The sequence below is a fragment of the Janthinobacterium sp. AD80 genome (genome assembly GCF_002878455.1).
GTDB lineage: Bacteria > Pseudomonadota > Gammaproteobacteria > Burkholderiales > Burkholderiaceae_D > Janthinobacterium.
Genome location: NZ_NRDQ01000021.1, coordinates 13,891 through 27,526, shown reverse-complemented (window position 1 = coordinate 27,526; position 13,636 = coordinate 13,891). Strand labels below are relative to the sequence as shown.

11 protein-coding genes and 1 pseudogene are annotated in these 13,636 nt (G+C 61.8%); 3 read left to right on the top strand and 9 right to left on the bottom strand.

Features of this window, described 5'->3' with window-relative positions; translation table 11 throughout:
* Positions 1–8 precede the first annotated feature (8 nt).
* Both JaAD80_RS05570 and JaAD80_RS05565 read left to right on the top strand, forming a co-directional pair.
* Positions 9–1,304 carry a DUF3426 domain-containing protein gene (locus JaAD80_RS05570; RefSeq protein ID WP_102293265.1) on the top strand — a complete coding sequence of 432 codons (1,296 nt, stop codon included), beginning with the start codon at positions 9–11 and terminating at the stop codon, positions 1,302–1,304.
* Positions 1,305–1,315: 11 nt separating this feature from the next.
* Positions 1,316–2,254, top strand: coding sequence for a carbohydrate kinase family protein (locus JaAD80_RS05565; RefSeq protein WP_102293264.1), 939 nt, complete (start codon positions 1,316–1,318; stop codon positions 2,252–2,254).
* A gap of 215 nt (positions 2,255–2,469) precedes the next feature.
* Here JaAD80_RS05565 and JaAD80_RS05560 read toward each other — a convergent pair whose 3' ends face one another.
* Positions 2,470–3,003 (bottom strand): YggT family protein, encoded by a 534-nt coding sequence (locus JaAD80_RS05560; protein ID WP_258002820.1) that lies wholly within the window; start codon positions 3,001–3,003, stop codon positions 2,470–2,472.
* A 324-nt stretch (positions 3,004–3,327) separates the two neighbouring features.
* On the opposite strand from JaAD80_RS05560, the gene JaAD80_RS30575 reads away from it, so the two are divergent.
* The gene (locus tag JaAD80_RS30575) at positions 3,328–4,302 is read left to right on the top strand and encodes a hypothetical protein (protein ID WP_180979316.1); all 975 of its coding nucleotides are present in this window, start codon (positions 3,328–3,330) and stop codon (positions 4,300–4,302) included.
* Positions 4,303–4,875: 573 nt separating this feature from the next.
* Here JaAD80_RS30575 and JaAD80_RS30130 read toward each other — a convergent pair.
* The 8 genes and pseudogenes from JaAD80_RS30130 to JaAD80_RS05515 all read right to left on the bottom strand — a co-directional run bounded on the left by JaAD80_RS30130 (position 4,876) and on the right by JaAD80_RS05515 (position 13,396).
* A complete protein-coding gene (locus tag JaAD80_RS30130) occupies positions 4,876–5,145 on the bottom strand; it encodes a hypothetical protein (protein ID WP_146012264.1) in 270 nt (89 codons plus the stop codon).
* A 33-nt stretch (positions 5,146–5,178) separates the two neighbouring features.
* Positions 5,179–5,553: pseudogene (locus JaAD80_RS05545) on the bottom strand (ribonucleotide-diphosphate reductase subunit beta); the annotation flags it as partial.
* 203 nt (positions 5,554–5,756) lie between these two features.
* Positions 5,757–6,908, bottom strand: a complete 1,152-nt coding sequence (locus JaAD80_RS05540) for a ribonucleotide-diphosphate reductase subunit beta (RefSeq protein WP_070218582.1) — start codon at positions 6,906–6,908, stop codon at positions 5,757–5,759.
* 224 nt (positions 6,909–7,132) lie between these two features.
* Positions 7,133–10,087: a ribonucleoside-diphosphate reductase subunit alpha gene (locus JaAD80_RS05535; protein ID WP_102293262.1), complete on the bottom strand. Its 2,955-nt coding sequence runs from the start codon at positions 10,085–10,087 to the stop codon at positions 7,133–7,135.
* Positions 10,088–10,472: 385 nt separating this feature from the next.
* The gene (gene ampD, locus JaAD80_RS05530; protein ID WP_102293261.1) at positions 10,473–11,084 is read right to left on the bottom strand and encodes a 1,6-anhydro-N-acetylmuramyl-L-alanine amidase AmpD; all 612 of its coding nucleotides are present in this window, start codon (positions 11,082–11,084) and stop codon (positions 10,473–10,475) included.
* Positions 11,084–12,196: a sigma 54-interacting transcriptional regulator gene (locus JaAD80_RS05525; protein ID WP_102293260.1), complete on the bottom strand. Its 1,113-nt coding sequence runs from the start codon at positions 12,194–12,196 to the stop codon at positions 11,084–11,086. The genes ampD and JaAD80_RS05525 overlap by 1 nt, the downstream gene beginning before the upstream one ends.
* Before the next feature lie 139 nt (positions 12,197–12,335).
* Complete coding sequence (locus tag JaAD80_RS05520; protein ID WP_102293259.1) at positions 12,336–12,596, bottom strand: PP0621 family protein; 261 nt, start codon at positions 12,594–12,596, stop codon at positions 12,336–12,338.
* The gene (locus JaAD80_RS05515; protein ID WP_102293258.1) at positions 12,593–13,396 is read right to left on the bottom strand and encodes an inner membrane protein YpjD; all 804 of its coding nucleotides are present in this window, start codon (positions 13,394–13,396) and stop codon (positions 12,593–12,595) included. The genes JaAD80_RS05520 and JaAD80_RS05515 overlap by 4 nt, the downstream gene beginning before the upstream one ends.
* Positions 13,397–13,636 lie beyond the last annotated feature (240 nt).

Below are 13,636 nucleotides of genomic sequence, written 5' to 3'. Positions count from 1 at the left end.
GCACAGCAATGGCCCTCGCCACCAAATGCCCCCATTGCAACACGATATTTCGGGTCGCTGCTGACCAGTTGAAGTTACGTGGGGGCATCGTGCGCTGTGGCACGTGCAGGGAAGTGTTCGACGGCAATGCCGCACTGGTCGATCCAGCTGCGGCATCGCCGTTTGTCACCGCCAGCCCCGCCACTGCCGCCGCACCGCTGTCCGCCGCGTATCCGGCCGAAGACAGCCTGCCGTCCGCCACGGACGACGAACCCATTTATTCCCTCGATTTCGACACCTCGTTCGATCCCTTCGGCATCCTGCCGGAAACGGCCCAGCTGAAGGACGACGCTGACGATGGCGAGCACATCGAACTCGACCTCGACCTGCCCGCCGGAGCACTGGACGACGAGCCTGCCACCCCTGTGCATGCTCCTGTCGAGGCACCCGTCAATGTGCCGGCCGCAACGCCGGAAGCCCTGCCGGAAGCCCCCTTGCCCCAGCCGATGGCGCCGTTCAGGCGCCGCCAGGTCGATGACGCGCCCGCCTTCGCCACGTATTTGCGCGACAGCCGCCACGAACCGAGCCTGGAAGCTGGTGCCGCCGCATTGCCTGCGCCCTGGAAAGTCAGCCTGGACAAGCCCGTACCGGTCGCGGCCCTTGCAGCCACGCCCGCGCGCCAGGAACCCACCCTGGCCGACCACTCGTTCGAACCGCTGGCCACCGTCCCCGATGACGCGGATCGGCCCCGCCATGCCGATGAGGTAAGTGACGCCGAAGAAGCGCCCGTGCCGCCCGCCGACGACGAACCGGCCTTCGTCATCCGGGGCCGGCGCCGCGAGCAGAGCGGCAAGGCCTTGCGCGTAGCCATGGCACTCGGCTCTGTTGCCCTGCTGCTGTTGTTGCTGCTGCAAGTGATGACCACCTTCCGCAATCCGCTGGCGGCGCAGTTTCCGCAGTGGAAGCCAACCCTGGTGGCGCTGTGCTCCGTGAGCGGCTGCCAGGTCGACTTGCCGGCGCAGATCGAAGCCCTGTCCATCGAGCAGGGCGAATTGCAGACCTTGAAGGAACAGACCTTCTCGTACGTGTCCCTGCTGCGCAACCAGAGCCGCAGCGTGCAAGCCTGGCCCAGCATCGAGCTGACCCTCAATGACGCCAACGACAAGCCCGTGCTGCGCCGCGTCATCGCGCCGCGCGACTACCTGCCGGCGAATGTCGACGTCAGCAAGGGCCTGGCGCCCCGCTCGGAGCAAACCATCAAAGTATATTTCACATTAGACCAGCTCACGGCGTCTGGCTACCATATCGCCATCTTTTACCCTTAACCGACACTATCATGACCAAAACTTCGTTGATCTGCGGCTCGCTTGCCACCGACACCATCATGCAATTTCCCGGCCGCTTCGGCGAATCCCTGCTGGCCGACCAGTTGCACAAGGTAAACGTGTCCTTCCTCGTGCCCACCATGCGCACGGAATTCGGCGGCTGCTCGGGCAACATCGCCTACAGTCTGAAAATGCTGGGCGGCGACCCGCGCATCGTCGGCGTCATGGGGCAAGATAGCGCCGCCTACCTGGAGCGCCTGCAAAAGCTGGGCATTTCCACCGCCAACATCCTGATCAAGGCCGACAGCTACAACGCGCAGTGCTTCGTCACGGCCGATGCGGACAATAACCAGATCAATGCCTTCCACCCGGGCGCCATGGCGTTTGCGCACGAAAACCCGATCGCCAATGCGGGCCCGGCCAAGGTGGCCATCATTTCGCCGGACGGCGACCAGGGCATGCTCAAGCACGCCGCCGACCTGGCCGAGCTGGGCATCCCCTTCATGTTCGACCCGGGCCAGCAATTGCCACGCTTTAACGGTGAACAGTTGATCGACTTCATCAACAAGGCCACCTACGTGTCGGCCAACGATTATGAAATGGAAATGTTGATGGAACGCACGGGCCTGACCCTGCCGGAAATCGCCAGCCGCCTGGACGCGCTGATCGTCACGCGCGGTGAAAAGGGATCGGAAATCTATACGGACGGCAAGCGCATCGACATTCCTGTCGTGGCCGCCAAGGAAGTGCTGGATCCGACCGGTTGCGGCGACGCCTACCGTGCAGGCTTGCTGTTCGGCATCACCAACGACCTGGACTGGGAAACCAGCGGCCGCCTGGCCAGCCTGCTGGGCGCCATCAAGATCGCCACCCAGGGCGCGCAAAACCATGTGTTTACGCCGGCCAGCATTGCCGACCAGTTTGAAGCGGCGTTCGGCTACCGCTATTAATATGTGGCCGCAGGCGGGATTAGCGCGGCGCAGCCACGCGTAATCCGACAACATCGCGGGCTTGGCCGGTGGTGATGTCGGCTTACGCTACGCTAAGCCGACTTACGCGCCACCTCTTCCTCGCCGCACCCGCGCGATAGGCCACAGAACCAGCACGTAGGTCGGATTAGCGCGGCGCAGCCACGCGTAACCCAACTTACGCGCCGCCTCTCGTTTTACCTCACCACAAAAATCATCCCCACCAGCACCTGCGCGATCTGCAGCAGGATCAGCGCCACCAGCAGCGACAGGTCCAGGCTGCCGACCAGCGGCACCACTTTGCGTATCGGACGCAGCAGCGGCTCGTTCAGGGCCCGCACGAAAGGTGCCAGCGGCGCATGCGGGTTGACCCAGCTGAAGATGGCTTCAATGATCAGCAAGGCCATGAAACCGTAGAGTATCCATTGCAGGAAGCGTTGCAGCGACTTGAGCAGCACGGCCTCGAACGGATAGCCGGAAATCAGCAGGACCATACTGGCCAGCAAGACGATCAGGAAAGCGCCGATCAGGCTGGCCCAGTCATACCCGCCCACGCCAGGTACCACGCGGCGCAGGGGACGCACCAGCCAGTCGGACAATTGAAAGGTGAATTGCGCCACGGACGAGGGCGGCCGCACGCGTACCGCCTGCATCCAGAAGCGCAGCAGCAGGACGCCGCCCAGCAAGGTGGCGATGGTATCAACGATCAATGTAAGGATTACGATCAGCACGACTAATTCTCCAAAAAAAAACCGCTGTGTGATTGAGTCACACAGCGGCGTGTTGCCTCATCCAGGCATCCGTATCGTGGGAATTACGATGGGCGGGTGCTGGTTGGGAATGGCCAGGCTGCAGCCGGTGCCAACACGGTTTTTGCTACAGGTGCGATAGGCGCCGATGGCTTGGCGACAGGAGCTGCCTTCTTCGGGGCGGCCTTTTTAGGCGCGGCCTTCTTGACGGCTGGCTTGGCGGCCACGGCGGCTGGTGCCGCTGGCGCTGCTGCTGCAGGTGCTGCGGCGACTGGCGCTGCTGCCACGGCAGGTGCGGCGGCTGGCTTGGCGGCAGGTTTCGCTGCAGCTTTCGCTGCCGGCTTGGCCGCTGGCTTCGCTGCTACCTTGGCTGCCGGCTTCGCCGCAGGTTTCGCTGCTGGCTTGGCTGCAGGTTTTGCTGCTACCTTGGCGGCAGGTTTCGCTGCTGGCTTGGCCGCTGGCTTCGCTGCCACCTTGGCCGCCGGCTTGGCTGCCGCTTTTGCTGCTGGCTTCGCTGCTACCTTGGCCGCTGGCTTGGCCGCCGCTTTCGCTGCAGGTTTTGCTGCTGCCTTGGCTGCCGGTTTGGCAGCGGCTTTTTTCGCTGCCGGCTTGGCTGCTGGCTTGGCTACCGCCTTGGCGGCAGGTTTCGCTGCGGCTTTCGCTGCTGGCTTGGCTGCTGCTTTTGCTGCCGGCTTGGCGGCTACCTTGGCAACAGCTTTTTTCGCTGCTGGCTTGGCTGCTGCTTTCGCTGCTGGCTTGGCGGCCGCCTTGCTGGCTGGCTTGGCTGCTGGTTTCGCTGCTACTTTGGCGACGGCTTTTTTTTTTTCGCTGCTGGCTTCGCTGCGGCTTTCGCTGCTGGCTTGGCTGCCGCTTTTGCTGCCGGCTTCGCTGCTACCTTGGCCGCTGGCTTGGCGGCTGCCTTGGCGACGACTTTTTTCGCTGCTGGCTTGGCGGCTGCCTTGGCTGCCGGTTTCGCTGCCGCCTTGGCTGCAGGTTTCGCTGCGGCTTTTTTCACTGCTGGCTTGGCTGCTGCCTTGGCGGCAGGTTTTGCTGCCGCTTTTGCTGCTGGCTTGGCGGCCGGCTTGGCAACGGCTTTTTTCGCTGCTGGCTTGGCCGCTGCCTTGGCGACAGGTTTCGCTGCCACTTTCGCTGCTGGCTTGGCCGCTGGTTTCGCTGCGGCTTTCGCTACTGGCTTGGCAGCCACTTTTGCCGCGGGCTTGGCTGCGGCTTTGGCGGCTGGTTTTGCTGCTGGTTTGGCTGCGGCTTTGGCAGCTGGTTTAGCGGCAACCGTTTTTGCTGCGGCTGCCGGCTTCTTCGCGGCAGGAGCAGCCTTGGCGGCTGGTTTCTTTACTTCTGATTTCTTAGCGGCTGTTGCCATTTGTCTCTCCTTCATCTGAGATGAGAAATTTAAGCTACAAGATTTAAACCCGTCCGACCCACCACAGGGATAGGCCAGGCGAATTATTCATCGGCACAAACGGTCGTTTGCGCTAATGAATTCGGCACCAGCTGAACTGCTGCAACTCCTCACGTTTGCAGCACTTCAGCCATCGTCGGTGCCACCCTGCTTTATCTCGCAGCTGGTGGCAAAGTCTGAATTCGGTCATTCGTTTTCGATGCCGTGCGTTTTTTCGCTCCTCGCATCGCGCTCGCCACAACACCTATGCGTCAAATAAAAAACCGCCATGCCTGAAAAAATTCGGGCACGGCGGCAGACGAAAACGGTGTGGTTTTGTGCATATCCGTGTAAATCTGTATCCCTGTTTAGCGAGGTTTTTTCGTTACCGCGCTGGTTAAAAAACCCCGCATTCTAACGCTCGCATTTGCAATCTCATAAAGTACACGAAAACCTTGTCAATGCGCAACCGGCACGACACGTTTTCGCGGGCTTTTTTGCACGATACGCGTGCTATCGCACAATCGCGCGCCAAATGCCGCCGCCAGCGTATGCGGAAACGATATTTTCGGCCCGCGATGCGGCCGCGCATGGCCTGCAAAAAACCATGCGCGCGCCGCTTCGCAGTGCCCGATGCGCACACATTTTTGCGGCGTGCCATCGGCGCTTTTCAGCGCACGGCAAAGCCGGGATTTTCGCGCGCCGGGACGAAAAAAAAGCACCGTCATGTGACGGCGCTTTTGGCTTTGGAAGACGCTGGCTTATTCCCGGTTCAACGCGCCGCCGGTCTGGTATTCCGTCACGCGCGTCTCGAAGAAGTTGCGTTCCTTCTTCATGTCGATCATCTCGCTCATCCACGGGAACGGGTTTTCTTCCTGGGCGAACAACGGCTCGATGCCGATCTGCTGCGCGCGGCGGTTGGCGATGAAGCGCAAATAGCCCTTGAACATCGGTGCGTTCAGACCCAGCACGCCGCGCGGCATGGTGTCTTCGGCGTACGCGTATTCCAGTTCCACGGCTTTCATGAACAGATCCTTGATCTCTTCGCGGCTGACCGCCATCCACGGCAGCGGGTTTTCCATCTTGAGCGTGTTGATCGGGTCGATGCCGCCGTTGCCGTGCATCGATGCGTCGCGCCGGGCCATCCGGCGCTGAAGGCGGGCGGAAGTTGCGCAGGGAATTGAGCGGCGACTCGCGGACGAACAGGATCGGGGATGCATCCTTGTGGCGGATCGGACGCGCGAATATCGCGCCACAAAAGAAAAACGCCGTCACAGGACGGCGCTTTTGGCAAAACAGGATGAGGCACCCCGCCTTGTATTTTTACTTCAGTGCTGGCTTATTCCCAGTTCAACGCGCCGCCGGTCTGGTATTCCGTCACGCGCGTCTCGAAGAAGTTGCGTTCCTTCTTCATGTCGATCATCTCGCTCATCCACGGGAACGGGTTTTCTTCCTGGGCGAACAGCGGTTCGATGCCGATCTGCTGCGCGCGGCGGTTGGCGATGAAGCGCAAATAGCCCTTGAACATCGGCGCGTTCAGACCCAGCACGCCGCGCGGCATGGTGTCTTCGGCGTACGCGTATTCCAGTTCCACGGCTTTCATGAACAGATCCTTGATCTCTTCGCGGAAGGCTGCCGTCCACAGCTGCGGGTTTTCCATCTTGATCGTGTTGATCAAGTCGATGCCGAAGTTGCAGTGCATCGATTCGTCGCGCAGGATGTACTGGTACTGCTCGGCCGCGCCCATCATCTTGTTCTGGCGGCCCAGCGCCAGGATCTGCGTGAAGCCGACGTAGAAGAACAGGCCTTCCATCAGGCAGGCAAAGACGATCAGGGATTTCAGCAGCTTCTGGTCGTTTTCCACCGTACCGGTGACGAACGCAGGGTCGGTCAGGGTGTTGATGAACGGGATCAGGAATTCATCCTTGTCGCGGATCGACTTGACTTCGTTGTAGGCGTTGAAGATCTCGCCTTCGTCCAGGCCCAGCGATTCGACGATGTACTGGTAGGCGTGCGTGTGGATCGCTTCCTCGAATGCCTGGCGCAGCAGGTACTGGCGGCACTCGGGCGCCGTGATGTGGCGGTAGGTGCCCAGCACGATGTTGTTGGCGGCCAGCGAGTCGGCGGTAACAAAGAAGCCCAGGTTGCGCTTGACCAGGCGGCGCTCGTCGTCCGTCAGGCCGTTCGGGTTTTTCCACAGCTCGATATCGCGCTGCATGTTGACTTCCTGCGGCATCCAGTGATTGGCGCAACCGGCCAGATATTTGTCCCACGCCCACTTGTACTTGAACGGCACCAACTGGTTGACGTCGGTCTTGCCGTTGATGATGCGCTTGTCGTCGGCATTCACGCGGCGCGCGACTTGCTCGGCGTTGGCTTCGGACGGCTCGGCACCGGCCGGCAGGTTCAAATCGGTATTACCCAGTGGCGCTTGCTGCGCCGGACGCGGCACAGCTGCCGACGTGGTTTCATCATCCCATGACAACGACATATTCTTCTTCCTTTCCATGCCGGCGAGCCGGCGGTCCGCAACAGGCCCGTTGTATCGGACAATGCGAACATTGACAACATTGAATCAGCCCAGAAGCTCTGGGCTGACAACTTTAAATTTCTTAAAAACCGTCGCGAGCAAGTCCGATATCGGGTCGAGTAGCGGAGCCGTACTTTAGTACGGTGAGCACCGCAGAACCCGAGAGGGGGCTGCGCAGCAGGTTTTTACTGGCAGGCTTCGCACTCTTCGAAACCGTCATCACCCGGACGCAAGTAGCAAGCTTCGCCATCGGCGTCGTCCGCCGCCGCTGCCACCACTGGCGCCACGGCGACAGCCGCTGCCGCTGCCACGACCGCCGCCTGGGCGCTGTGCGCGCTGGCCGACATGCCGCCGTCGACTGCCACGGCGTTCAGTGCGCCCGTCTTGGAGGTCGATTTCTCCATGTGGGTAGCGGCGATGGTACGCAGGTAGTAGGTGGTTTTCAGGCCACGCAGCCATGCCAGTTTGTAGGTCTCGTCCAGTTTCTTGCCCGATGCGCCAGCCATGTAGATGTTCAGCGACTGGGCCTGGTCGATCCACTTCTGGCGACGCGAAGCCGCTTCCACCAGCCAGCTTGGCGACACTTCAAAGGCGGTGGCGTAGATATCGCGCAGGTCTTGCGGGATGCGGTCGATCTTCACCAGCGAGCCGTCGAAATACTTCAGGTCGGAGATCATGACTTCATCCCACAGGTCGCGCGCCTTCAGGTCGCGCACCAGGTAGCCGTTGATCTCGGTGAATTCGCCCGACAGGTTCGATTTCACGTACAGGTTCTGGAACGTCGGCTCGATACAGGCCGATACGCCAATGATGTTCGAGATCGTCGCCGTCGGGGCGATCGCCACGCAGTTCGAGTTGCGCATGCCGAACTTGGCGATGCGTTCGCGCACCGGGGTCCAGTCCATGGCCGACGAGGAATCGACTTCCAGGTAGCCGCCGCGTTCTTCAGCCAGCAGTTTCACCGAGTCTTGCGGCAGGATGCCACGGTCCCACAGCGAACCGGCGTACGATTCATAGCGGCCGCGCTCTTCGGCCAGTTCCGTCGACGCCAGGTAGGCGTAGTAGCAGACGGCTTCCATCGAGGTGTCGGCGAACGACACGGCGGCGTCCGAGGCGAACGGGATGCGCATCATGTGCAGGCAGTCCTGGAAGCCCATGATACCCATGCCGACCGGACGGTGGCGCATGTTCGAATTGCGCGCCTTGTCGACGGCGTAGTAGTTGATGTCGATGACGTTGTCGAGCATGCGCATGGCGGTGCGGACGGTCTTGGCCAGCTTGACGTGATCGAGCTTGCCTTCCTTCATGTGCGCCGGCATGTTGACGGAACCCAGGTTGCAGACGGCGATTTCATCGCTGCTGGTGTTCAGGGTGATTTCCGTGCACAGGTTCGAGCTGTGGACGACGCCGACGTGCGACTGCGGGCTGCGGATGTTGCAAGGATCCTTGAACGTGATCCATGGGTGGCCCGTTTCAAACAGCATCGACAGCATCTTGCGCCACAGGTCCAGCGCGGCAATCTTCTTGAAGACGCGGATTTCGCCGGCGGCGGCCTTGGCTTCGTAGCCCAGGTAAGCCTGTTCAAACGCCTTGCCGACCTTGTCGTGCAGGTCTGGCGTGTCCGATGGCGAGAACAGGGTCCAGTCGCCTTTTTCCATGACGCGCTTCATGAACATGTCGGGAATCCAGTTCGCCGTGTTCATGTCGTGCGTGCGGCGGCGGTCGTCGCCCGTGTTCTTGCGCAGGTCGAGGAATTCCTCGATGTCCATGTGCCAGGTTTCCAGGTAGGCGCAGACGGCGCCCTTGCGCTTGCCGCCCTGGTTGACTGCCACGGCCGTGTCGTTGACCACTTTCAGGAACGGCACCACGCCTTGCGACTTGCCGTTGGTGCCCTTGATGTGGGCGCCCAGGGCGCGCACTGGCGTCCAGTCGTTACCCAGGCCGCCGGCAAACTTGGCCAGCAGCGCGTTGTCCTTGATGGCGTCGTAGATGCCTTCCAGGTCATCGGAGACGGTGCTCAGGTAGCACGACGACAGCTGCGAGCGCAGGGTGCCCGAGTTGAACAGGGTCGGGGTCGAGCTCATGAAGTCGAACGAGGACAGCAGGCTGTAGAACTCGATGGCGCGCGCTTCGCGGTCCGCTTCGTTCAGCGCCAGGCCCATGGCCACGCGCATGTAGAACGCTTGCGGCATTTCGATGCGCACGTCCTGGATGTGCAGGAAGTAGCGGTCATACAGGGTTTGCAGGCCGATGTAGCCGAACTGCAAGTCGCGGTCAGCCACGATGGCTTTGGCCAGGCGCTCCAGGTCGAAGCTGGCGAGTACCGGGTTCAGCAGCTCGGCGGCGATACCCTTGGCAATGTATTGCGGGAAATACGTCAGGTATTCGGCGGCAGCGGCCGCTTGCGGCACTTCCTTGCCGAACACTTCCTTGCGCACCGTGTGCAGCAGGATGCGGGCCGTCACCTGGCTGTAGGCCGGGTCTTTTTCCATCAGCGCGCGCGCCGCCAGGATGGCCGACTTGTGCAGCTCTTCCACCGGCACGCCGTCGTACAGGTTTTTCACGGTTTCGGCCAGGATGGCGTCGGCATCGACGTGCTTTTCCAGGCCGGCGCAGGCAGCGTTGATCAGGTCGCGCACTTCCTGCATGTCCAGCAGGCGGCGTACACCGTTGTCCAGCACGTTCAATTGTGGCGTGGACACTTGCGCGGAGGCACCTTGCGCCTCCTTCTGCAGGCGGCGCTCTTCCATGTGCTTGGCACGGTACAGCACGTAGGCACGCGCCACGTCGTGCTCGCCCGAACGCATCAGCGACAGTTCCACCTGGTCTTGCACGTCTTCAATATGAAAGGTGCCGCCGCCCGGATGGCGACGTACCAGTGCGGCCACCACGCCATCCGTCAATTGTTCCACCAGTTCGCGGATGCGGGCCGAAGCGGCACCCTGGCCGCCGTTGACGGCCAGGAACGCCTTGGTCATGGCGATGGCGATCTTCGAAGGCTCAAATGCCACCACCGCGCCGTTGCGACGGATGATGCGATAGTCGCCCAAGGCCGCGCCCGTACTCGCCACGCTATTGGCCGCGCCTGGCGCTGGCGATACTGGCGTTGGATGGATGGAAATATCTTGTGGTGATTGCATTGAAGCTCCCGTTGTCAGCTAAAGTCAGCCTGCAGTTTTGCTGCCGCGTGTGTTGTTGAATAGAACGCCCGATGTTCAGGGTTTCTTCAGTTAATTTTTATTGCCAAATAGTAAATAATACACAGTCAGAATTGATGCCGCCAACCATCACTGCCCGGCTGGCGCGAAACACGATCAAGGGTGATAAACCGCCAGTTCTCATTGCCATATCAGCAAGTAGGGTGGCTTTGATAATAATTCTGGAAACGTCTGTGATGGCACTACATATAGTCGCTAAGTTCAATTTCTGCACTAATTGTAGTGCCCATCGAAAGGCGATGCAATAGTTTTCCGGCATCCGTCCGCGTAATTTTTTGTCTTTTCTTATACGATTTCGGTTGACTTTTCAGGGCATGGATGGAAAGCCCAACACCCGCGTAGTAAGCGCTAACGCCGCCCGCTCGCGTTGACTTTCCAGCCATATTTCCTGGTATAAATTCCAGTCAAAAAAGGGCCCCGGATCCGTCTTCCTTCCCGGCGCGATATGCTCATGGCCGCGCACTTCGGCCAGTCCGTAGCGCGCCGCCAGCGCCGCCGTCAGTGCGGCCAGCACGCGATACTGCCGCGGCTGGAACGCCACGTGGTCCGAGCCTTCCATTTCGATACCGATGGAATATCCATTGCACTGCGGGCGTCCCTGAAACGAGGACGTGCCGGCATGCCAGGCACGCTGGTCAGCCGAAACATATTGCAACAGCGCACCATCGCGCCGCACAAAAAAGTGCGCCGACACCTGCAAACCACGCAGGTCGGCAAAAGAAGGATCGGCATTATAGTCTACCCGGCCGGTAAACAAGTCCGACACATGCGGCCCGCCAAAGCTTCCGCCGGGCAAACTGATGTTATGGATCACCAGCAAATCGACAAGCGCGCCTTCCGGGCGGGCATCGCAGTACGGCGATTCGTAGCGCACGGCGCCATCGCACCAGCCATCTTCATCTATCGTCCATGCCATCATCAAGGTCGCGGTTCCTGTATCGTCAACTTTTGCATTTTGTAACGCAACTGGCGCACGCTGATGCCCAGTTGCCGCGCCGCCCGCGCGCGGTGGTAGCGCGCCTGCGCCAGTGCCAGCACGATCATGTCGCGCTCGGCTTGACGCAAATACAATGCTAGTGGCATCGCCGCCGCTTCGCCATGCACCTGCATGCCCGGCAGGGACAATTGCCGCTCCGCCCCGGGCGCGCTGGCGCGCAGGGGCAGCACCGGCGCCAATCCGGCGCCCTCCCCCGGCAACCCCAGGCCATCGACGCTGATCACGCCGCCGTCGGCAAAGGCCAGCGCCCGCTCCAGCACGTTTTCCAGTTCGCGCACATTGCCCGGAAACGCATACGCGCCCAGCGCCGCCAGCACGGCGGGCGCCAGGCCCGCCACCTGGCGCGGCGCCAGAATTGCCTCACATAATACTCCCAGATCGGCCAGCCGTTCACGCAAGGCCGGCACGGCCAGCTCGATCACATTGAGCCGGTAAAACAGGTCCTGGCGGAAGGTACCGGCCGCCACGCCGCGCGCCAGGCCCTGCTGGCTGGCGCACAGGATGCGCACATCGACGGCCTCATCCCGGCTGCCGCCCAGCTTGCGCACGCGGCGCTCCTGCAGCACGCGCAAGAGCTTGACCTGCATCGACAGTGGCAAGTCGTCCACTTCATCGAGCAGCAGGCTGCCGCCATGGGCCGCCTGGAACAGGCCCTGCCGTTCGTGCGCGGCGCCCGTATAGGCGCCCGGACGGCAGCCGAAGAATTCCGCTTCCATCAGCGCTTCAGGGATGGCGCCGCAATTGACGGCGATAAACGGGCAAGCGGCCCGCGCGCCCTGCGCATGGATGGCGCGCGCCACCAGCTCCTTGCCGCTGCCCGATTCACCACGGATGGCGACGGGTGCGGCGCAACGGGCGATACGGCCGATCTGCGCGCGCAGCGCCTGCATGACGGCCGAGTCACCGACCAGGGGCGGCGCGAACGGCAGGGCGCCGGTCGTCCTCTTCTCGGCAATGGCCAGGCTGGGTGCACTGGCACTGGCACTGGCACTGGCGCTGGCACTGGCACTGTGGCTGAAGCTGTGGCTGGGCATGGCGGCGAGCCTTTCTGCGAAAGCGCGATGCGGCGCTTCCTGCAGATGCTACGCCTGGCGGACGGCGGGGGACGTTACGATACGGCTGAGCAATGCGGGACAAGCAACGCCGGATCAGCGATGCCGCTGGGCACGCCGCTTACAAGGTGGCGTGCGCGTGGCTGCAGTAATCGTGGCCCTTGGCCTGCACGTTTTCGGAGGCCGGGTAATACACGCCGCAATGGGCGCAGCACAGCATCAGCTCGGCGTCAGGCAATTCCTGCGGCCGCGCCGGCGGCGTAAACGGGTTTGGCCGCTGCTGCTGTTGCGCGCGGGCGCGCTGCTGCATGCCCCGGATCTTGCTGCGGATCGCAAACAGCACCAGGAAGACCAGCGCCAGCCAAAACAAAACACGTGTCATGCGAATCCTCGGTGTAAAACCACTTCAAGTACAAAACGGCTGCCGACATAGGCCAGCAGCAAGGTAGCGAAACCGGCCAGGGTGAAGCTCAGGGCCGTCTTGCCGCGCCAGCCGCGAAAGCGGCGTCCGGCCAGCAGCGAGGCGAACAGCAGCCACGACAGCATGGTAAACACGGACTTGTGATCCCAGTTCAGCGCCTTGCCAAACAGCTGTTCGGAAAAGACGATGCCCGACAGCACGGTCAGGCTGAGCAGAATGAAGCCCAGGCCAATCATGCGGAACAATAACTTTTCCATCGTCAGCAGGGCCGGCAGCTGGTCCAGCGCGGTGCCGATGAAGCCGCGGCTTTCGCTGCGCGTATGCAGGCGCGATTCCTGCAGCGCCATCAGCACGGCGTGGAAAGCGGCGATCGTCAGGGTGCTATAGGCAAGCACTGCCACGGCGATATGCCAGCCGAAGACGGCCGACTTGCCTTCCATGCTGACCTGGCTGCCGGGAAAGGCCCAGGCCAGGCCGATGGCGATGACGGCGCTGGGCATGACCATGCGGCGCAAGCCATCGAGGCTGAAATTGCGGTTCTCGATCCAGTACGCGCCGACCGACACCCATAGCGCGGCCGACAGCATGGCCGAAAAGCCGAAGCGCAAGGTGCCTGGCGCCATCAGGTCGAACCACAGGGTGGCGGCATGCGCCAGCCATGCGGCACCGGTCAGCCCGGCAATGAGCCGGCCACGGGACAAGGGGAGCACCGCGCACACTGTATACAAGAGCGCGGCGACGAGAAAGAAATAAGTCTGCATGTTTTAAGTTTACACCATAGCCGGCAAGCGCGATTCAAGCGGCAGCCCGGGCGGCAGGCACGACGCCGCCAGCCGATCACCGCCAGCCTGCCATGATATCGCGCCTGAGGCGTGACAGGGTGGCGTGCCCTCAAGATTTTGCCAATCTTTCCCGGGCTGGCGGACCGCATGCGCCGGCGATGTTGCCATCTTGATTAGCCAGTCCTATAATTATATCCACAGAGCAACTTTCAACTACCG

Excerpts from the sequence above, each read along its gene's own strand:
- JaAD80_RS05570 (WP_102293265.1), top strand. The coding sequence starts at position 9 with ATGGCCCTCGCCACCAAATGCCCCCATTGCAACACGATATTTCGGGTC.
- JaAD80_RS05565 (WP_102293264.1), top strand. The coding sequence starts at position 1,316 with ATGACCAAAACTTCGTTGATCTGCGGCTCGCTTGCCACCGACACCATC.
- JaAD80_RS30130 (WP_146012264.1), bottom strand. The coding sequence starts at position 5,145 with ATGACGGTGCTTTTTTTTCGTCCCGGCGCGCGAAAATCCCGGCTTTGC.
- JaAD80_RS05540 (WP_070218582.1), bottom strand. The coding sequence starts at position 6,908 with ATGTCGTTGTCATGGGATGATGAAACCACGTCGGCAGCTGTGCCGCGT.
- JaAD80_RS05535 (WP_102293262.1), bottom strand. The coding sequence starts at position 10,087 with ATGCAATCACCACAAGATATTTCCATCCATCCAACGCCAGTATCGCCA.
- ampD (WP_102293261.1), bottom strand. The coding sequence starts at position 11,084 with ATGATGGCATGGACGATAGATGAAGATGGCTGGTGCGATGGCGCCGTG.
- JaAD80_RS05525 (WP_102293260.1), bottom strand. The coding sequence starts at position 12,196 with ATGCCCAGCCACAGCTTCAGCCACAGTGCCAGTGCCAGCGCCAGTGCC.
- JaAD80_RS05520 (WP_102293259.1), bottom strand. The coding sequence starts at position 12,596 with ATGACACGTGTTTTGTTTTGGCTGGCGCTGGTCTTCCTGGTGCTGTTT.
- JaAD80_RS05515 (WP_102293258.1), bottom strand. The coding sequence starts at position 13,396 with ATGCAGACTTATTTCTTTCTCGTCGCCGCGCTCTTGTATACAGTGTGC.